Origin of the sequence: Paenibacillus sp. FSL P4-0081, assembly GCF_000758565.1 — a bacterium.
Lineage (GTDB): Bacteria > Bacillota > Bacilli > Paenibacillales > Paenibacillaceae > Paenibacillus_AQ > Paenibacillus_AQ phytohabitans.
Genome location: NZ_CP009280.1, coordinates 4,813,689 through 4,833,774 on the forward strand (window position 1 = coordinate 4,813,689; position 20,086 = coordinate 4,833,774).

The window sequence follows — 20,086 nt, forward strand, 5'->3', positions numbered from 1 at the left end:
GAGCCCCTAATCCGGGAGTCATGTCCGCGTGTGTATACATAGAACAACTATCCCTCTTCTATTAGGTATACTCCACCCTGGGAACTCACTGCTTTCCAGCTCTATTGTGCACGCTTTCAGTTCAGATGGCAATCTCTAAAACTAACAAACAAACTAAAATAAACGTACTAAAAAAGATTATCTCTTGCCAAATGAACGTAAATGGATTAAATTGTACCTATACGAACGAAAATACATTTTTCTTAAGGAGATTGAATATTCAATGGAAAGACGTTTTGCATCACATCCGAATGAAGTTAAGCAGTTTGACACTGAGCGCCTGCGCAAGGAGTTCCACATTCCGGTTATTTTTGCTCCGGATGAACTGAAGCTTGTCCTGACCCACGAAGACCGCATGATCGTAGGCGGGGCTAATCCGGTCAATGAGGATGTTGTACTTACAACGGACCTTAAGGAGCTTGGAGTGACTTACTTCCTGGAACGCCGTGAGCTGGGTATCATCAATGTCGGCGGCAAAGGTTCGGTTGTTGTAGACGGAACTGAATATGAAGTTGACTTCAAGGAATGCCTGTATGTAGGCCAAGGCTCCAAAGATGTTATTTTCAAAAGCGCGGACAGCGCTAAACCGGCGAAATTCTACCTGAATTCCGCTCCGGCTCACCAGTCCTACCCTACTACCAAGACAACGCTGGCTGAATCCGAATCCGGAGCCATGGGCGGACTTGAGAATTCCAATGAACGTACGATTCACCGCTTCATTCACACGAACGGCGTGCAGAGCGCACAGCTTGTTATGGGAATGACTCAGCTGAAACCGGGCAGCATGTGGAACACTATGCCATCCCACACTCACCCGCGCCGGATGGAAGCTTACTTCTACTTCGATCTGCCGGATGACTCTATCGTCTTCCACCTGATGGGCGAACCTACAGAAACCCGCCACATTGTAATGCACAATGAACAGGCTGTCATTTCCCCAAGCTGGTCCATTCACAGCGGCGTGGGTACACATAACTACACCTTCATCTGGAGTATGGCCGGAGATAATAAACGTTACGACGATATGGACCCCGTAGGCATGAAAGAATTACAATAGAAGCAAATCAACTACGGAAAGATGAGGCAGGCGGATGAACCCGATACGGCGGCACGAGATGATTATGGAAGTTATGCTGAACCAGAAGGATGTAACAGTGAACGAGCTGAGCGACAAGCTCCAGGTAACGGGAAAAACAATCCGCGAGGACTTAAGCAAGCTGGAGGAACAAGGACTGATCATGCGTGTACACGGGGGAGCTGTGCTGGCACAGAGCGATCAATTCGGGATTCTGCCCTCCAAAGACCCGCTGGATAAGTATTCCGAGGAGAAATCGGAGATTGCCCTGCGTGCGCTGGCACATATCGCCAAGGATGACATCATTGCACTCGACGGCGGGAGCACCACGCTTGAGATTGCCCGGCGGCTGGAGAATATGCCCCTGACGGTCATTACCAACGATGTGTATATCATCAGCGAGCTGGTCCCCAAAGACAACATACGTCTGGTCGTTCCCGGAGGGTACCGTGTCCGCAATATGCTGGCCGGCCCTGAAGCTGTCTCCTATGTACAGAAGCTTAATATTCAAAAAGCCTTTCTCTCGGCGACTGCCGTTCATATTGAGCATGGCCTGTCCATCTATACCGGAGATTTAATCGATTTCAAACAAGCCCTAGTATCCACGGCCCGCCAGGTATTCGCCGCTTGCGATCATCACAAATTCGGGCACACCGCTCTGCGCACCTTTGCTTCACTGCAGGAAGTCGATGTGCTGCTTACAGACAGCGGGCTTGCGCCCGAGACGGTGGAGCTGTTCCGCAAGGCAGGCGTCAACATCGAGTGCGGGTAGTTTATATACCCATTTAAGCCCTATAAGCGATACTCAATTATGCAACTTAAAAGGAGAGAATTATAATATGTCATCTTTATTCAGTTTGGCAGGTAAAACAGCAATCGTAACGGGTGCCGCACAGGGTCTTGGACAAGGGATCGCCCTTGCCTTCGCAGAAGCTGGTGCAGATGTAATTTCCGCTTCCCTTAATGGAAGTGAAGAAACTGTTGCAGCAGCTGAAGCTTTTGGCGTCAAGGCACTCAGCATCGCTACTGATCTGAGCGATCATTCCAAGCTTCAGGGCATGTTCGACGAAGCTGTTGCCTTCACAGGCAAAGTAGACATCCTCGTGAACTGCGCGGGTATGATCCGCCGTACTCCGGCCAAGGATCACAGCGAAAAAGACTGGTTTGACGTTATCAACCTCAACCAGAACACTGTATTCCTGCTGTCCCAGATCGCCGGCCGCCACTTCCTTGAAAGAGGCAACGGTAAAATCATCAACATCTGCTCCATGCTCTCCTACCAGGGCGGCATTAACGTACCAGGCTACACTGCAAGTAAGCATGCCGTAGCAGGTCTGACTAAAGCTTTCGCTAACGAATGGGCTGGTTCCGGCCTGAACATCAACGCGATCGCTCCAGGATACATGGCTACTGAGAACACAGCTCCAATCCGTGCGGATCAGAGCCGTTCCGATTCAATCCTTGACCGCATTCCAGCCGGACGCTGGGGAACTGCTGAAGATGTTAAGGGCCCTGCTGTATTCCTGGCATCCGCGGCTTCCGATTACCTGAACGGACATATCCTTAATGTAGACGGCGGATGGCTGGCCAGATAATTCCGGCTTGGAATTTTTGAATAACAGTACCATGAATTGATTCGGCTTGCTCCAACTATATAGATAATAAGCGCCGTATATACAAACTGAGCGCGTATAGACAGAATTGTTCATAGTTTAGCAGAGGCTGTTCAGAGCAGCTGCTAAACACATCAAACCCCGGATGCTTCTTAGGCACCGGGGTTCTTTGTATGCTCAGTCCGGCCCAGCCCTTATCGGAACACGATGAACTCGTCAGGATTCGCACGAATGTAACCGGCGATGATCCGCAGAGTATGTGCTGTAAGCTCCTGATATTGTGCATACAGGGTGGCTACGGCTTCTTGCAGCTCCGGGTCCGCTTCCAAATCTGTAATTGCCGCTTCGTCCCAGCCCGTGCCTGCACGCAGGTTCCTCGCCCCGAACAGCTCTTTCGATTCCTCCAGCAGATGAATCAGCGGAGCATCTTCAAAAAACTGCAATCCCTCCAGCACACCGCTCCAGTATCCCGGCTGATCCAGCAGATAACTGAGCCACCCGTAGTATTCTTCTGCGGACTTAGAGCTGTGGTCATACAGAATCCGGAACATACAGAGTGCCCTTTGTCCCCTGCTAAGCTGTGCGATTGCTTCATTCTTCACCGCCGGAGATTTGGCGCGGATCTTCATGAACGTGGGTTCCATGCAGGCATAGCCGAGCCGTTCATCGCTTAGCGAGTAGAATGTAGTACGCTCCATGGGTACTGGCTGCATTAGTCGTCCTCCCTGACAGTCAAGAATATAGAGCATGCCTGAACAATGGCTAAATACAAGAAATGCAGGATAAGTATCCCTATGAAGATTAGTCCGGTAACCGGTGCCGGCTCGTCCTCGTGTACTGTCATGGGAAAAAGCGCAGCGAACATGTAGACGAATAAGCTGAAATAGGCAAACCAGAGCAGACTCGTAATCAGAGCTATTCTCAGGTTGTCCAGTATTCGCCGGGTTACATACACGATCAGAAATCCGGTCAGCAAAAAGCCTGCGATATTGATTAGCGTGACCGTACGCTCAACCTTCCCGTACTCCCATCCGGTGATCCGGCTAATCCTCAGTGCATTTCCAATCAGCTCAATGGCTGCAAAGACCGGCAGAGCCAAGATGATGCTGGCCAGATTTAGCTTAATCAAATATTTCATCGTTCTCCTCCTGTGCCGTACCTTCCCTCTACCATACCTTCATTTGGATATTACTGTATTTCTGTATCTATGGTAAGCTGTAAAAAATATAATCGTCAAGACCCGCTGCATTCCGCATCCTGCTTTGACGCAATTGGTGAAGGAGTTTATATATGAGCGAAGAAATACTAACTACATTTGATGAGCAAGGTAATAGAACCGGAACCGCTCCCCGCGATGAGGTACACCGCCACGGTCTCTGGCACGAGACCTTTCACTGCTGGTTTGTCCGTCAGGCTGACAATGGACTGATGATCTACCTCCAGCTGCGCAGCCGGCACAAAAGAGATTATGCCGGACTGCTCGATATCACCGCTGCCGGACATCTGCTGGCTGACGAGACGGTAGAGGATGGAGTCCGTGAGGTACAGGAGGAGCTGGGCCTTGAGCTGGCTTTTGACGAATTAAAGCCTTTGGGGATTATCCCCTACCAGATGGATACAGCCGGGTTTATGGACCGGGAGCGGGCGAATGTTTTTGTTTACGAGAACAATTATGCTCTCAGTGACTTCTCGCTGCAGCAGGAAGAGGTAGCAGGGATCGTCCAGGCCCGCTTCACCGAGTTCCGCAGCTTCATCGCTGGAGCTGGCAGCACTCTACATGTGCAAGGCTTCCGGGTAACCGATGACGGTGAACGATCAGAAATTAATGAGCAGGTTGATCTCTCACAGCTCGTCCCGCATGAGATTGCTTATTATTTGCGGGTTATTGAGGGAATTGAAGCTCTTTATAGCAGGGCATGACGTCCGGATTTCAAAAACCTATTTGCTTACTCGGCTGCTTCCACGGCAAAATGTCAGGCGTAAGCAAATGGTTTCCCGGGAATTAAGTAGATAAACAGCATCTGCTTCACTGCAAATTGGAGGCTTATCAGATCATTCAAAAAGGCAGAACCCGACTTTTAGCGGGTCCTGCCTTTTTTAACTCATTGCTTACATTTTCAGCAGATTATACCTTTGCAGTCTGGCGTTTCAGCATAACCAGCCCGTTGACCGGCAGCTTCAGCTCTGCAGGTGCAGCAGCACCGGATTCGAGGTCCGTATACTCCTGACCATCCAGCGTTACCACTTGCTCGCTGCCGCTGAAATTCTGCACAAATACATAATCATGCTCGCCGTCACTGCGCAGCTGAGCCGTTACTCCTGTAGGAAGCTCGGTGTTCAGGGAGCGGCTGATGCGTTCTTTTCCGGCAATGGCAGCATACAGATCCACATAGAACTGCGGGTCCTTCACACGTGTGGCCAGATGATAGGCTTTGCCTGCCCCCAGCTTGTTCACGGTCAGTGCCGGACGTCCGGCGTAGAAGTCGCTGCGGTAATGGCCCAGCGCTTCAGCACCCTCCAGATGAATCAGCTCAGCGATTTCATGCGCATCGTAGTCTCCGGTCAGCTTCAGGGTGTTGCCAGGGTCCATCACAAGGCCGTTCAGATCACGGCTGTGCAGTCCTTCTGTCTCTTCTGCCCAGATTCCCAGGGTTCTGCGCAGCGGTCCAGGGAAGCCGCCCAGGTGGCACAGGTCCGTCTCGCCAACGACTCCCGACCAATAGGTAGCCAGGAATGTGCCGCCCTGCTCTACATACTTCTCAATCCGCTTGCCGTTTTCTTCGCTGATCAGGTACAGCATTGGCGCAATTACCAGCTTGTAGCCGGACAGATCATCACCAGAGCCGACTACGTCCACCGGAATCCCCAGCTCCCACAGTCCACGGTAATGCTGAAGCACGGTTTCTTCATATTTCAGCCCGGAATTGCGGATACCCTGGGCATCCTTAACCGCCCAGCGGTTGTCCCAGTCGAACAGGATGGCTGTTTCGGCAGGAGTGGTTGTACCCACTACATCTGTTAATCCTGCCAGCGTACGGCCAACCTCAGCCACATCTCTGAATACACGGGTCTCCGCATGTCCGCTGTGATCGACAACTGCGCCGTGGAACTTCTCGCTGGAGCCGCGGCTTTTGCGCCACTGGAAGTATTGCACGGAGTCTGAACCATGGGCTACCGCCTGCAGGGAGGACAGCTTGTGCATACCCGGACGCTTCAGCTTGCTGACAATCTGCCAGTTCGTGAGCGAAGGTGTGCTTTCCATCAGCAGGAACGGTTTCTTTTTGAAGCTGCGGTACATATCGTGGTGCATCGCCGTCCAGGCTGCCAGCCGGGCATCATCATCGTCCTCGGAATACCCCCAGTCCGGATAAGCATCCCAGGAGACCACATCAAGGATCTTCGCCAGGTTACGATAATCAATGCCGTCGATCATATGCATGTTGGTTGTCACCGGCAGCTCAGGATTGAAGCTGCGCACCGAGTCAATCTCATGCTGGCAGAAGTTAATCGTCTGGTCACTTACGAAACGGCGCCAGTCCAGGTTAAGACCATGCACCTGAGTCTCTCCGTGCGGAGCCGGGGATTCAATCTGTTCCCAGGAGGTGTACGTATGGCTCCAGAATGTGGCCCACCAGGCATGATTCAGCTCGTCCAGACTTCCCTTATATTTAACCTTGAGCCACTCTCTGAAGGCATTCTGACAGTAATCACAGTGGCATTCGCCGCCGAATTCATTCGAGATATGCCAGCCGATAACTGCCGGGTGATGAGCGTAACGCTCAGCCAGCTTGGAGTTCATCAGCGCGGTTTTTTCACGGTAGACCGGTGAAGTGAAGCAGTGATTATGGCGGACCCCGTGCAGATTGCGCACCCGGTTACGTTCTACCCGCAATACCTCAGGATATTTCTCCGACATCCAGGCCGGACGTGCTCCGCTTGGCGTAGCCAGGAAGGCATAAATTCCATTATCCTTAAAAGTATCCAGCAGCTGATCGAGCCAATCGAAGGTGAATACTCCTTCTTCACGCTCCAGCGATACCCAGGAGAAAATCCCCACGGACATTACATTGCAGCCTGCCAGCTTCATCATCCGGATATCTTCTTTCAGCACCTCAGGGTATTTCAGCCATTGCTCGGGATTATAGTCGGCACCATGCAGCATTACAGGAGCCTTGCTGCTGATTGCAGGAACTTTGCTGTTCATATTATTACATTCATCCTCTCGTATAGGGTTCGATGTTAGAATGGGACTTTTCACTGATATAAGTTCTTCGTCAGCTCTATCCCTTTAGCTTGTAACCGTTTATACTATTTATAATAAAGGATAATCAGTTGCCAATGGTAGTATAATAATAGCGTTTCCATAGCACAAAATGAATATGAGGTGTTTACATGCTCCCCTTCTCCCTGATCGAAATGCCGCGCGACCTGAATGCGTTCCCCTTATACCCTTATTCGGTCGGCCGCCATATCCAGTATCACCATGTGCGTCCGGCCGGATTCCCGGTGCATCAGATATTCCTGATCCGCAGCGGCAGCGGACGGTTCCGCGACCTTGAGAACGGCACTGAGACCGTGCTGAAGCCGGGAATGGCCTATGCTTTTCCACCCGACCGCGGGCACGAGTATTATCCGCTGTCACATGAGCCGTGGCATGTAGGTTTCATCGGCTTCCATGGAAGCCAGTCAGCATCTGTGCTGGAGGGGCTCGGCCTGCTGCCGTCTGCACTGTTCCATCCTGAACGGTTCGAGGATTGCTGGGATATGATCGGCGGAATCTGGCATACGGTAAACGGAAACAGCACCGGCCGCCAGGAGGAGCAGTCGATGCAGGATCTGTCGGTAACCCTCTATAGGCTGCTGCTGATGCTGCGCAGGAGCGAATGCTCCGCCGGTACGGCGACCCGCCTGGAGAACGAAAATGTACGCAACGAAGCTCTGAATAAGGCCGTCAGCCTGATCAACGAGCATTTCACGGAGCCGCTGCTGATTACGAATCTGGCCGCTGCCGTCGGTTATTCTGTCCAGCATTTCCAGCGTCTGTTCCTGCAGGAATACGGCGTGACTCCGCATAAATATCTGCAGAACCTGCGGCTGCAGCGCGCCGTACAGATGATCACCGAGGACCCTGAGCGTCCTGTGCAGGATATCGCCCTCAACCTTGGGATGGACACCAATTATTTCATCCGCGTCTTCCGCAAGGCGCACGGGGTGACTCCGGGGGTGATGCGGAGCCGGTTGCATGGGAGTGCAGAGTGAGCAACGTATCCGTGCTCCATCCGTTACGCCAAACTGCATAAGACGTCCAGAACCCCCAAACATATGAATAATAGTCAGCTCAACTGTGACCCGAAGGTGTGCTTGGGGGGATGGGGTTATTTTCACGGACGAGTTCAGCCCGCAAATACTTAAACCAAATGCTCCACACAGTTGTACAGCTGGCAATCCCAGTTATTATTGGTTTTGGTGAGCAGGGTTAGCGAAGCATTATCTATGTAGGTGGTGGTGAACACTTGCGGCAGCAGGTGCTGGAGCGTCAAGCCGATTAAGGCACCGTGGCTGACAACCAGTATTTTTTTGTTACCATAGCGGTTATACAGCTCCTCCAGAACAAGCGCGCCTCTGCGTGATACATCCTCTGCCGTCTCCATCCCGAGCTCCAGGCTCCGCCAGTCCTGCCCCCATCTTCCGAGCCATTCTGCCTCATTCAGCCCTTCCAGCTGTCCGCAATCCATTTCACATATCCGTTCGTCAATCAGGTGCTCCCCTATCCCTGCAGCAGCAGCAATAATCTCTGCAGTCTCCCTGGCCCGGCACAAGTGGCTGGAAATCATGATGTCCCACCGCTCCTTACGCAGCCGTCCGGCAAGTTTAACCGCCTGTTCCCTGCCTTCCCTGTTAAGCGGGATATCCGCCAGTCCCTGAGCCCTTCCTGCGATATTCCACTCTGTAATCCCATGCCTGATTAAACCGATTGTTGCCATTCGAATGAACCTCCATCGTTATCGTCTATTGATTACTGCAATTTATCACCGAAATCTCTCGTTAGCTGTGGCACAGCGGATTGAGCTACTTACTCACTTTTGCATGGGGCACTATTGTTGTACGAATTACAACTTTAATCCCATAATAACCGGGTGTTCAAGCGAATTGTTGTACGAAATACAAGAATTGTCCCGCTCAGCCGCTTGGAGGTCGGGAAATCCTGCTTTTTATACAACAATTTCCGATTTGGGCCGAAATAATGAGGAGAATGTTGTATTATGTGCAGGATTATCCAAAAGTCACCGGTTCGCCGGATCTCCACCACTACCAGCGAGTTAACCGGTGAATTATGGCAACAGTAGCACCCCTTAGTAACCTAAAGCCCAAAGATCACCAAAGTCACAGCTGATTCTTATGTAAATCTCCTAAGTTCAGCTTATCCCGCTGCAAAAAAAGACAGCCGCAAGCCAGCCTCCTCCTAAGAAGTCCTGACCGCAGCTGTCTTTCTGCATTTACCCTATCTAAACCGCCATAAACTGGCTATTATACAAGCGGGCGTAATATCCACCGCTCCCCACCAGCTCCTCATGCGTTCCGCTCTCGACAATGTCGCCGTCCTTCATGAACAGAATCAGGTCCGACTCACGGATCGTGGACAGCCGGTGGGCAATCACGAAGCTGGTACGGCCGGAGATCATCGCCAGAAAAGCCTTCTGAATCCGCACCTCCGTCAGCGTATCAATACTGCTCGTGGCCTCATCCAGAATAAGCATCGGCGGATCGACGAGCATCACACGGGCGATGGTAAGCAGCTGCTTCTGGCCCTGGGAGAGATTATCTCCCGAGCCGCTTATTTTCGTATTATAGCCCTCGGGCAGACGTTTGATGAAGCTGTGTGCATTCGCAGCTTTGGCAGCGGCAATGACTTCAGCCTCCGACGCTTCCGGCTTGCCGTAAGCGATATTGTCGCGGATGGAGCCCCCATATAACCAGGTGTCCTGCAGCACCATCCCGAAGTTACGCCGCAGACTGTCCCGGGTAATCGAAGTAATGTCCGTACCGTCAATCCGGATGGTGCCGCTGTCGACTTCATAGAAGCGCATCAGCAGGTTGACCAGTGTGGTCTTCCCCGCTCCGGTCTGGCCGACAATCGCCACGCGTGTACCCGGCTTCACCTCCAGACTGAAGTTCCGGATCAGCGGCCGTTCCGGGGTATAGGCAAAGCTTACCTTGTCGAAGGTAATCGTACCCTGACTTCCCTTCATCACTACAGCACCCGGAGCATCCTGAGTCTCCTGAGGCAGATCCAGAATATTGAAAATACGCTGCGCCGATGCCGTCGCCGACTGCAGCTGGGTAATGACCCCGGTAATCTCATTGAACGGCTTCGCGAACAGATTCGAATAGATCAGGAAGCTGGACAAATCCCCGACGGAAAAATGCCCCCCGATCACAAGCGCACTGCCGATCATCGCGATCACCGAAAAGGTGATGTTGTTCACCAGACGTGTAGTCGGATTAGAGAGGGAGCCGTAGAATTGTGATTTGATCCCAGTCTTGTACAGCTCATTATTCCGCTCCGCGAAGCCTGCAAAAGAACGGTCCTCGTAGTGATAGGCCTGCACTACCTTTTGTCCGCCGACAAGTTCCTCCACATAACCGTTCAGCCCGCCGAGGATTTTGGCCTGCTCCCGGAACATCTGCTGGGAACGTATTGTAATGAAGCGGGCGACGAAGAAGGTCGCCGGTGCAGACAGCAGCACCACCAGCGTCATCACAGGGCTGATATAGAGCATTAGCCCGATAGCCCCGGCAATGGTCACGATCCCCGTCAGCAGCGTGGAGAAGCCCTGCAGAAGCCCGTCAGAGACAGCATCCATATCGTTCACGAACCTGCTGATGCTGTCACCTTGCGGATGATTATCATGAAATTTCAGCGGCAGCGCGTCCAGCTTGTCAAACAGCTCGCGGCGGAGATCGTAGACTGTCCGGTATGCCAGCTTGTTCGTATAGTAAGTAAGCAGCCAGCCGAAGAAGCTGCCAACCAGATATACGGCTCCCAGGATCAGCAGCAGGCGGAAAATCTCCGGGAAGTCCACCTGATCGGGCCCGATCATATGGTCAACCGCGCGTCCGATCAACAGCGGTCCGATCAGGCTGGCAATCACACTCAGAATGGCGCAGATGACTGCCCCTATGGTTATCTTCCGGTATTGGCTTGTATATCTAAACAGCCGTTTCCAGGTCTTTGTACTGTTCATTGTACGGCCTCCTCGCTTGAGAGCTGGGACATGCAGATTTCCTGATAGACCCCGCAGCTCTCCAGCAATTCTTCATGGCTGCCGATACCGGCAATCCGCCCTTCATCGAATACAATAATCTGATCCGCCTGTCTTACGGTACTCACCCGCTGGGATACAAGCAGAACTGTCATATCTCCGCTGTTCTTGTTCAGTGCACGGCGCAAAGCTGCATCCGTGGCAAAATCCAGCGCACTGGAGGAATCATCCAGAATGAGTACAGGCGGACGCCCTACAACCGCCCGGGCAATCGTCAGCCGCTGCTTCTGTCCTCCGGACAAATTATGTCCTCCGCGTGCGACAAGGGTATCCAGTCCCTCCGGCAGCTTGGCAATGAACTCTTCCGCCTGGGCTACCGCTGCTGCAGACATAATCTCTTCACGGGTTGCTGAGGCCTTGCCCCAGCGGATGTTATCGGCAATTGATCCTGTGAACAGCATGGCCTTCTGCGGCACAATGCCAATTCTGCTCCGCAGCTGCTCCAGCCGGTATTGTCGCACATTCACACCTTCGACGAGAATTTCACCCTCTACTGCATCATAGAACCGCGGAATGAGGTTAACGAAGGTCGATTTACCGGAGCCGGTACTGCCGATTAGTCCGACCGTCTCTCCCCGGTGAATGTCGACCGTGATATTCTGCAGCGCAAGCTCACCGGTTGTGTTATACCCGAACGAAACATTGCGGAAGGAGATCACCGGCGCTGAATCATCACGCTTAGCCGGCGGCGCATCTGCCGCAACCTCGGCAACCGATGCCGTCATTGCCAGTACCTCGTTGACACGGTTGGCAGATGACGAAGCTTTGGTGAATAGAATAACGAGATTGGATACCACAATCAGCGCCAGCAGGATCTGGGTCACATAGTTGATGAATGCAATAATCTCTCCCTGTGACAGCCGTCCGGCATCGATATGAATGCCGCCTGCCCACAGAATGGCGATAATCGCCGCATTAACCACCAGCGTGGTCATCGGGCCCAGCCAGGCGGATATCCGTCCGACCCGGATTGCGGTCTGCGTCAAATCCTCCGAAGCTTCATTGAAGCGCTGCTTCTCCCGGCGGCTCTCGGCAAAAGCGCGGATGACCCGGATACCGGACAGATTCTCGCTAAGCACCAGCGCCAGACGGTCCAGCTTGGCCTGATATTTGCGGTAGAGCGGTGAGCTGCGCGTAATGATGAAATACAGAATGACTCCGAATACCGGAGTAGCCGCAATCAGGATCAGCGACAGCCGGAAATCCAGAATCATCGACATGATGATCGCCCCGATGCAGATGAACGGCGCACGGATAACCAGCCGGATCAGCATGGCTACGGCCAGCTGGAGCTGATTGACATCATTCGTGATCCGGTTGATCAGCGATGGCGTGCCGATAATATCAAGCTCTGCGTAGGATAACGATGAAATATGCTTAAACATTTTGTTGCGCAGCGATGTGCCGAAGCCCTGTGATGCCCTGGCTGCGTAATACTGGCAAATCATGGAGCAGCCGAAGCCGAGGATGGCCATCAGCACCATCAGGGAGCCCATACGGTAGACATAGGCACTGTCCTGCCTGCCAATCCCGTTGTTGATAATCAGGGCCACAATCGTCGGCAGCAGCAGCTCCAGAATCGCCTCCAGCAGCTTGAAGATCGGCCCGATGATCACTTCTTTCCTGTAAGGCTTTAGAAAAACAGCAATTTTGAACACAGTAATCCTCACCTAACCTACGTAGTATGTAATCACTCTTGAAAAAATCAAAAGACCCGTTATGATTATGTCATACCTGCTTACATATTAATAATATTGGTTTCGTATCTTTGCCATATGAATTTCATATGGCATTTGATTGAAGACGCGGAACGGGAGGCTGTAATAACATGGATATCCGCCAATTGAAATATTTCCTGGCGATTGCCGAGGAAGGTCAAATCACCTCAGCCGCCAGGAAGCTGCAAATGGCCCAGCCGCCGCTCAGCCAGCAGCTTAAGCTGCTGGAGGAGGAGCTCGGGGTCAAGCTGGTTGAACGCGGTCCGCGCAGCATCCAGCTAACCGATGCGGGGATTATTTTGCGTAACCGGGCTCAGCAAATTCTTGAATTAACGGATTCGACCACGAGAGAAATCAATGATTTTGCCAAAGGACTGAAGGGCAGTCTCTCGATCGGCACCGTCTCCTCTTCCGGAGCGACCCTGCTGCATGACCGGCTGGGCGAATTCCACAAGAACTATCTGGGCGTTACTTTTGAAATCCATGAAGGTAATACATTTATGATCATCGATCTGCTGAACAAAGGCATCGTCGAAATCGGCATTATCCGCACCCCTTTTAATTCCAGCAATCTGGAATGTCTGTATCTCAATTCGGAGCCGATGATTGCCGTTATGACCCCCGATTATGACTGGAATTCAAGCGAAGCAGCTATTTCACTCGGAGAGCTTCAGCATAAGCCGCTTATTATCTACCGCCGTTTCGAACAGCTCATACGGGAGACCTGTCTGGAGCATGGCTTCGAACCGCAAATTTTCTGCATGAACGATGATGCGCGGACCACCCTGCTCTGGGCCAACGCCGGACTTGGCATCGGAATTATTCCCAAATCTGCTTTTGAGCTGGCGAATCACAGCAATCTGATCTTTAAGGAGATCCGGTGTGAAGCGCTGCATACCCGTGTAGCCGCCGTCTGGATCAAGGACAAGTATTTGTCGTCGCTGGCTACCAAGTTTATCGAGACTTTCCGGGCACGCTGAACCCTGAACATAACATTCCCGCTCGCGGCAGCAATGCAGTTACCCGGCCCGGACATTCTGGAGGATGTCCAATTTCTGCTTCCTTCATCCTGTCCTTTCATCCTGCCCTTCAGGCTGCCTGCACCCTGTATCCCGCTGGCAGAATCCGCATTCTGACGTTTCACACCGCATCGACTAAATGTTGTACATCTTACAACTTGGCTACCTGGATACCTAGGTGTTCAGACAGATTGTTGTAAGAAATACAAGAATTGTCCCGCTAATCCGCCCGGTGGAGCATAAATGCTGCCTTTTATACAACAATCTTGAATTATATCCGGGATTATAGTGGAATTGTTGTATTTTGGGCAGGATTGTATAAGTGATAGTTTTAAGTTCCGCTTATTTAAAACTAATCAATCCGGAGGAGTGAAGCTAATGCTTCCCACAAAGAGATCATTAGTCACAGCGGTTATTTCCACTGTAATATTTTACTCTTCAGGAATTGCAGCTGGAGATATTTCAGACTTGAGTAGTAAGGAAGAAGGAGTAATAACCGCTCACGACACAGAACGATTGAAATCATTGGGAATTCAACTTCATCTGCCAACATCAAGTAATTTGGTAATTACAAAGGAACAAGCTATTTCCTTAGCGCACACGAGTGCACCAAAATTTGCTTCCGAAGCCCCTGAGGTAATTATAGAATATCAGCTGCTAACCTATCCATATTTGACTGCATTCTCAGAACAGGCGCTGAATAAGAATGCAAACCTTAGAGCAGATGGTTATCTAAACAACACACCCGTTTATATCGTGACCTTCAAAGGGATTCATGGTACCGGCCATGCTGCAAGAGGGCAAAAGGTGCCAACGTATAAAGAATTCAATGTTGTAATCGATGCCAGCAGCGGTGAAACTTTATTTTCATTTACTTACAAATAAATAAAAAAACACCCCGCACTGGTCTGCACCAGTAGCGGGGTATTCTTGTATCGCAGGTCCTCTGGCCGGCGCGAACGCCGGTTTAGACCATGATTTTGCAAATATCGTTCGTGAACTGCACCGGATCGTTAACCTGCAGACCTTCGATCAAGAGCGCCTGGTTATACAGGAGATTAGTGTAAAGACCCAGCTTCTCCTTGTCGCCTTCGGCTGCAGCCTTCAGCGATTTGAAGACATCATGGTGAATATTGATTTCCAGCACCTTGTCCGCTTGTACATCCTGGCCGCCGTTAGGCATAGCCTTGAGGATTTTCTCCATTTCGATGGTCAGCTCGCCTTCGGTGGACAGGCAGACCGGATGGGACTTCAGCCGCTTGGATGCTTTGACTGCCTTCACTTTGCCGGACAGGATGCCCTGCATCGCTTCGAACAATCCCTTGTTCTCATTCTCTTCCGCTTCAGAAGGCTTGTCCTCGGCGCTTTCTTCGATCCCTAAGTCACCACTGGAGACGTTCTTGAATTCCTTCTCTTTGTAGGACATGATCATCTTGATTGCGAATTCATCGATATCGTCGGTGAAGTAGAGGATTTCGTAACCCTTGTCCAGCACCATTTCCGTCTGCGGCAGCTTCTCGATGCGTTCCACCGATTCACCGGAGGCATAGTAGATGAACTTCTGGTCTTCCGGCATTCTTTCCACATATTCAGCCAGTGTAACCAGCTTCTTCTCCTTGGAGGAGTGGAACATCAGGAGGTCCTGCAGCGTTTCTTTTTCCATACCATAGTCATTGTAGACCCCGAACTTCAGCTGTCTGCCAAAAGATTTGTAGAACGTCTCATATTTCTCACGCTCATCCTTCAGCAGGCTCAGGAGCTGGCTCTTGATCTTGCTCTTAATGTTCTTCGCAATCAGCGTCAGCTGGCGGTCATGCTGCAGCAGCTCGCGGGAGATGTTCAGCGACAGATCCTCGGAATCCACCATCCCCTTGACGAAGCTGAAGTAGTCCGGCAGCAGATCCCCGCATTTGTTCATAATCAGCACACCGTTGGAGTAGAGCTCCAGGCCTTTTTCATATTCCTTGGTGTAGTAGTCGAACGGTGTATTCTCCGGAATGAACAGGATTGCGTTATAGACCACAGCGCCGTCGGCACTGATATGGATATGCTTCAGCGGCTTGTCGAAGCCGTAGCGTTTCTCCGCATAGAAGTTGTTGTAGTCTTCTTCGGTCAGCTCGTTTTTGTTCTTGCGCCAGATCGGCACCATGCTGTTCACGGTCTGTTCTTCAATAACATCGACGAATTCATTCTCGGCGTCCTCTTTAGGCTGTCTGCCGGTAATGTCCATCTTGATCGGGAAGCGGATGAAGTCCGAATATTTCTTGATGATCGACTTCAGGCGGTACTCTTCCAGGAACTCATCGTAGTTATCGTCTTCGGTGTTTTCTTTGATCTTCAGCGTGATTTCGGTTCCGACCGCATCCTTCTCACAAGGCTCAATCGTGTAACCGTCCGCACCCTGGGATTCCCACTTGAACGCCTGGTCGCTGCCCAGCGCTTTACTGATCACTGTCACATCGTCAGCCACCATGAATGCGGAATAGAAACCTACCCCGAATTGTCCGATGATGTTGTGTCCGTCCTTGGCTTCATTATCCTTCTTAAAAGCAAACGAGCCGCTGTTCGCGATAATCCCCAGATTGTTCTCCAGCTCTTCCTGCGTCATCCCGATTCCGGTATCGGAAATGGTTAACGTACGGCTTGCCTTATCGGCGGTCACTTTAATGTAGTAATCCTCTTTATTGAACACCAGGCCTTCGTCGGCCAGTGCTTTGTAATAGATTTTGTCGATGGCATCGCTTGCATTAGAAATCAGTTCCCGCAGAAAAATCTCCCGCTGTGTATAGATGGAGTTAATCATCATTTCCAGCAGTCTTTTGGATTCGGCTTTAAACTCTTTTTTGGCCATGAATAAATAAATCTCCTTTCAAAAATAACCTTCGAATTGCGGATCATCGTTTAGCACTCCACTCACCTGAGTGCTAACACTACCTTTTATATAACATATTCTCGTTTTTGATGTCAATATCTTGCTGCATATAGAGGTCCGCTCAAAAAAGAAATGAATTCTATTTTAGTCCATGTTAGCATTCGGAATGTACTCATTACAGCGAAAGAAAGGACAATGAAACGATGAAAATCCAGCTCCAAACGCTTCCTGTAACACGCATTGCTTATGTGCGCCAGACAGGCCCCTATGGTCCCGGTAACAGTAAGGCTATGGGGGCCTTAAAGGAATGGGCACGGGCCCACCGGCTGCTTACCGGATCAGCCATCCTCTTCGGGATTCCCCAGGACAACCCCGACACCACCCTGCCTGAACATTGCAGATATGATGCCTGTATCAGCGTGCTTGAGAATGCCCCAGCGGATAAGTCTATTAACTACGGTGAAATTCCCGGCGGTACCTATGCGGTTGTTACTATACAACATACGGCTGAGGCAGTTCAAAAAGCATGGACGGAGATCCTCCCCGCCCTCTACGTCAGCGGACATCAGCTCGATTACCAGCGGCCGGTTATGGAGAGATATACAGGTGATATGATCAGCAATCATCTTTGCCAGTTATGTTTTCCTGTGCACTAATTTAGAAGCCGAGTTTTCCGCCATGGTAGCAGTAATAGGATCGTGCGTTAAGAGCTTGTAACCGGTTCAGCGACTGCTCTGCACTCTCCAGGTCGAAACAATACTGCGGATTCGCGACAGCCAGTTCATTCTCCTCGCTCACTGCCGCGTCACCTGTAATAACACTGCTTAGCTCAGGAAAATACAAAGAAATATGACCAGACGTATGCCCCGGGGTGGCAAGGACCTGACACTTACCATCCAGAATACACTGGCCCTCCCGGACCGTCTGCTTCACCGGAACATGCCGCAAATTCTTCAATAGCTGTACAAACTCTTCACCGGACGCCTGCTCTTCTTTAGGCATCTCCACTAGCAGAGCTTCTGCTTGGACCAGACGCTCAGATTTCACCAAGCCTGAGATTGATGGGGTGTCCACTTCGCTCGCCATGACCGTAACTGACGGGTATTTCTCCACGAACTCGTACAAGGCGCCGATATGGTCATCGTCGTAATGGGTGATAATGATATTTTTCAAATTCAGGGGGTCGTATCCCAGCTCCAGGATCTTCTTCTCTATCAAAGGCATGAAAGTTGGATAACCGGTATCGACCAGGGTTAACTCTTCCCCGGATACAATGAGGCTCGGATAAATGTAATAAGGCTGTCCTTCATACTCAAACTGAATAGGTAGCTCAATAATGTCCATATGATCCTCCGCGTGTCTCTATTAGAACATTGCATACTGCGCTTACTCAGGCTTCCACCTTCACAGTATAGCGGCTTTAGCCTTCGCATCCTCCCGCAGCATCTGGATCAGTGACTGGAGCGGCAGCGACTTCCACTTCTTCGGATGGAGCAGGAGCTGCAGATCGAAATGAATCTCCGGATGGGCAAAAGACAGCTCGGCGAGATTCCCCCGCTCGATCTCCTCCTCAGCCACAATTCTCGGCAGCAGCGCGATGCCCAGGCCGTTGCGTACACAACGCTTGATCGCTTCCAGATTCGACAGCTCAAAACCGATCCGGAACACAATCCCGTGCTCCCGGAGCAGGTTCTCGAACAAACTGCGGTAGATACAGCTCTCCTCGGAGACGATCAGCTCGCAGTTGTTGAGGTCCTGCAGCGTCACCTGCGCCACGCTTGCCAGCGGATGACTGGCAGGGGCCACGAGGACGAGCGGCTCCTCCCGGATGATTGTACGCTCAAGCAGGATATCCGCTGTGCTGCGGTCCAGGAGGAGGCCGATATCGACCTCGCCGTCCCTGATTTTGGAGACCAGATTGGCCTCCTGCTCCGTTTGCAGATGAATGTTCAGTCCGGGGAACATGGTCCGCAGCTGCTGCAGGAACGGTGGCAAATAAAAGGCGGCAAGTGAATCAATCGTCCCGATCGTCAGCGTCCCGCCAATCTGCTGGGCGATCGTTTCTTTGGAGCGGTCGTACAGATCTAGAATCTCCACGAACAGCTTCAGCAGCTCTTCCCCCGGAGGAGTCAGGCGCAAGGCCCGGCCATGCCGTTCGATCAGCGGTACGCCGTATTCCTTCTCGATCTTCTGAATCTGCATCGTTACACTGGACTGGGCATAGCCCAGTTCTTCAGCCGCACGGGTGAAGCTCTGCCGCTTCGCGACCTCGCGGAAGGTCCGCATATAGGTTAAGTCCATATCATCACCCTAACATCAATATTATTGATAACCTACATCATTTATTATAGCTAACGACGATGCAATAATCCATGGTACAGTAGGATAAAAGGATTTTACAATTTTGGAGGACGATATTCATGTTAACAGAAGAACAGATTTATGGAATCTATGTTCCCGTGGTAACCCCGTTCCATGCCGCCGGCGAGATTGATCTGGAGTCGTATCAGCGGTATGTGAACAACATCATCAAGAACAGTATTCATGGTCTGGTCGTTAATGGAACCACTGGAGAATCGCCGACAGTCAACATACAGGAATTGCAGACACTCGTGGATGCATCACGTGAGCTTTTGAAGAACACTTCCATCCCGCTCGTGGTTGGCACGGGTACCAATGATACAATGTCCACTGTCACCCGCACAGAGCTTGCTGCGAACTCAGGTGCCGATGCCGCACTGGTTGTTGTCCCTTATTACAGCCGTCCTTCGCAGGAAGGCATTATCGCCCATTTCCGCAAGGCAGCTGAGGTCGGCCTTCCGATCATCGCCTACGATATTCCCGGCCGCGCCGGAGTCGGCATGTCCGTAGACACCGCCCGTACGATCCTGGAGATGAACAACGTTGTCGGGTTAAAAGACTGCTCCGGCTCTCCGGTGCTGGTCTCCGAGCTGTCCCGCCACGGCTCCAAGCCCGTGCTCTGCGGCGATGACTTGAACTTCTTCGATATGCTGGGCTGCGGAGCTGCCGGTGGCATGCTGGCCTCGGCCAATGTACATACCGCCTCCTATCTCAGCATCTATGAGCAGTACAGAGCCGGCCAGGTAGAGGCCGCCCGGGCTGCCTTTGATCAGCTCGTGCCGCTGATGAAGCTGCTGTTCAAGGAATCCAATCCGGCGCCGATCAAATGGCTGCTCAGTGCACGCGGCGAGATCTCCTCCGACACGCTCCGCCTGCCGATGACCTCCATCAGCGCTGCGCTGCGCGAAGAGCTGGGTGCTTATCTCGCCGGGTAACTTCTTCTGCTCATTATAGTAACAATAAAGGCAACATCGGCGAAACCGCCGCTTCTCAGTCAGGGACTGGAAAGCGGCGGTTTTTGCGTGCTCTTCTACTAATAATGATTGACGAGTAAGTAATGTTTTA

18 protein-coding genes are annotated in these 20,086 nt (G+C 51.5%); 9 read left to right on the plus strand and 9 right to left on the minus strand.

The features are described from left to right. Positions 1–262 precede the first annotated feature (262 nt). The 3 genes from kduI to kduD all read left to right on the plus strand — a co-directional run bounded on the left by kduI (position 263) and on the right by kduD (position 2,709). Positions 263–1,096: a 5-dehydro-4-deoxy-D-glucuronate isomerase gene (gene kduI, locus P40081_RS20455; protein ID WP_039294695.1), complete on the plus strand. Its 834-nt coding sequence runs from the start codon at positions 263–265 to the stop codon at positions 1,094–1,096. Between the two features lie 34 nt (positions 1,097–1,130). Continuing rightward, positions 1,131–1,886 carry a DeoR/GlpR family DNA-binding transcription regulator gene (locus P40081_RS20460; protein ID WP_039294698.1) on the plus strand — a complete coding sequence of 252 codons (756 nt, stop codon included), beginning with the start codon at positions 1,131–1,133 and terminating at the stop codon, positions 1,884–1,886. Positions 1,887–1,953: 67 nt separating this feature from the next. Then, a complete protein-coding gene (kduD, locus tag P40081_RS20465) occupies positions 1,954–2,709 on the plus strand; it encodes a 2-dehydro-3-deoxy-D-gluconate 5-dehydrogenase KduD (RefSeq protein WP_042138045.1) in 756 nt (251 codons plus the stop codon). 212 nt (positions 2,710–2,921) lie between these two features. Here the strand turns inward: kduD and P40081_RS20470 are convergent, their stop codons facing one another. Further along, complete coding sequence (locus P40081_RS20470; protein WP_042138047.1) at positions 2,922–3,440, minus strand: hypothetical protein; 519 nt, start codon at positions 3,438–3,440, stop codon at positions 2,922–2,924. Then, on the minus strand, positions 3,440–3,865 hold the full coding sequence (locus P40081_RS20475; protein WP_042138049.1) for a hypothetical protein: 426 nt from the start codon (positions 3,863–3,865) through the stop codon (positions 3,440–3,442). The genes P40081_RS20470 and P40081_RS20475 overlap by 1 nt, the downstream gene beginning before the upstream one ends. A gap of 152 nt (positions 3,866–4,017) precedes the next feature. On the opposite strand from P40081_RS20475, the gene P40081_RS20480 reads away from it, so the two are divergent. Further along, a complete protein-coding gene (locus tag P40081_RS20480; RefSeq protein WP_042138051.1) occupies positions 4,018–4,647 on the plus strand; it encodes an NUDIX hydrolase in 630 nt (209 codons plus the stop codon). 205 nt (positions 4,648–4,852) lie between these two features. Here the strand turns inward: P40081_RS20480 and P40081_RS20485 are convergent, their stop codons facing one another. Next, entirely contained in the window at positions 4,853–6,931 is a 2,079-nt protein-coding gene (locus tag P40081_RS20485; protein ID WP_042138053.1) for a beta-galactosidase, read from the minus strand. 188 nt (positions 6,932–7,119) lie between these two features. Here P40081_RS20485 and P40081_RS20490 point away from each other — a divergent pair, with 188 nt between their 5' ends. After that, a complete protein-coding gene (locus P40081_RS20490) occupies positions 7,120–7,986 on the plus strand; it encodes an AraC family transcriptional regulator (protein WP_081970044.1) in 867 nt (288 codons plus the stop codon). Between the two features lie 149 nt (positions 7,987–8,135). On the opposite strand, the gene P40081_RS20495 is transcribed toward P40081_RS20490, so the two are convergent. From P40081_RS20495 to P40081_RS20505, 3 genes are all read right to left on the minus strand, one after another. After that, positions 8,136–8,711, minus strand: coding sequence for a histidine phosphatase family protein (locus tag P40081_RS20495; RefSeq protein ID WP_042138055.1), 576 nt, complete (start codon positions 8,709–8,711; stop codon positions 8,136–8,138). A 522-nt stretch (positions 8,712–9,233) separates the two neighbouring features. Next, positions 9,234–10,973: an ABC transporter ATP-binding protein gene (locus P40081_RS20500; RefSeq protein ID WP_042138056.1), complete on the minus strand. Its 1,740-nt coding sequence runs from the start codon at positions 10,971–10,973 to the stop codon at positions 9,234–9,236. After that, positions 10,970–12,709 carry an ABC transporter ATP-binding protein gene (locus P40081_RS20505; RefSeq protein ID WP_042138058.1) on the minus strand — a complete coding sequence of 580 codons (1,740 nt, stop codon included), beginning with the start codon at positions 12,707–12,709 and terminating at the stop codon, positions 10,970–10,972. The genes P40081_RS20500 and P40081_RS20505 overlap by 4 nt, the downstream gene beginning before the upstream one ends. A gap of 170 nt (positions 12,710–12,879) precedes the next feature. Between P40081_RS20505 and P40081_RS20510 the strand changes: the two genes are divergently transcribed. Continuing rightward, positions 12,880–13,749: a LysR family transcriptional regulator gene (locus P40081_RS20510; protein ID WP_042138060.1), complete on the plus strand. Its 870-nt coding sequence runs from the start codon at positions 12,880–12,882 to the stop codon at positions 13,747–13,749. Positions 13,750–14,166: 417 nt separating this feature from the next. Then, the gene (locus P40081_RS20515; RefSeq protein WP_042138062.1) at positions 14,167–14,673 is read left to right on the plus strand and encodes a hypothetical protein; all 507 of its coding nucleotides are present in this window, start codon (positions 14,167–14,169) and stop codon (positions 14,671–14,673) included. Positions 14,674–14,755: 82 nt separating this feature from the next. Here the strand turns inward: P40081_RS20515 and htpG are convergent, their stop codons facing one another. Further along, positions 14,756–16,639, minus strand: a complete 1,884-nt coding sequence (gene htpG, locus P40081_RS20520; protein WP_042138064.1) for a molecular chaperone HtpG — start codon at positions 16,637–16,639, stop codon at positions 14,756–14,758. A 224-nt stretch (positions 16,640–16,863) separates the two neighbouring features. On the opposite strand from htpG, the gene P40081_RS20525 reads away from it, so the two are divergent. Continuing rightward, complete coding sequence (locus tag P40081_RS20525; protein ID WP_042138066.1) at positions 16,864–17,316, plus strand: AraC family transcriptional regulator; 453 nt, start codon at positions 16,864–16,866, stop codon at positions 17,314–17,316. 1 nt (position 17,317) lies between these two features. On the opposite strand, the gene P40081_RS20530 is transcribed toward P40081_RS20525, so the two are convergent. After that, positions 17,318–18,004 (minus strand): MBL fold metallo-hydrolase, encoded by a 687-nt coding sequence (locus P40081_RS20530; RefSeq protein WP_042138068.1) that lies wholly within the window; start codon positions 18,002–18,004, stop codon positions 17,318–17,320. A 60-nt stretch (positions 18,005–18,064) separates the two neighbouring features. Further along, positions 18,065–18,961: a LysR family transcriptional regulator gene (locus tag P40081_RS20535; protein WP_042138070.1), complete on the minus strand. Its 897-nt coding sequence runs from the start codon at positions 18,959–18,961 to the stop codon at positions 18,065–18,067. Positions 18,962–19,080: 119 nt separating this feature from the next. On the opposite strand from P40081_RS20535, the gene dapA reads away from it, so the two are divergent. Further along, positions 19,081–19,956, plus strand: coding sequence for a 4-hydroxy-tetrahydrodipicolinate synthase (dapA, locus tag P40081_RS20540; RefSeq protein ID WP_042138071.1), 876 nt, complete (start codon positions 19,081–19,083; stop codon positions 19,954–19,956). Positions 19,957–20,086: the final 130 nt, after the last annotated feature.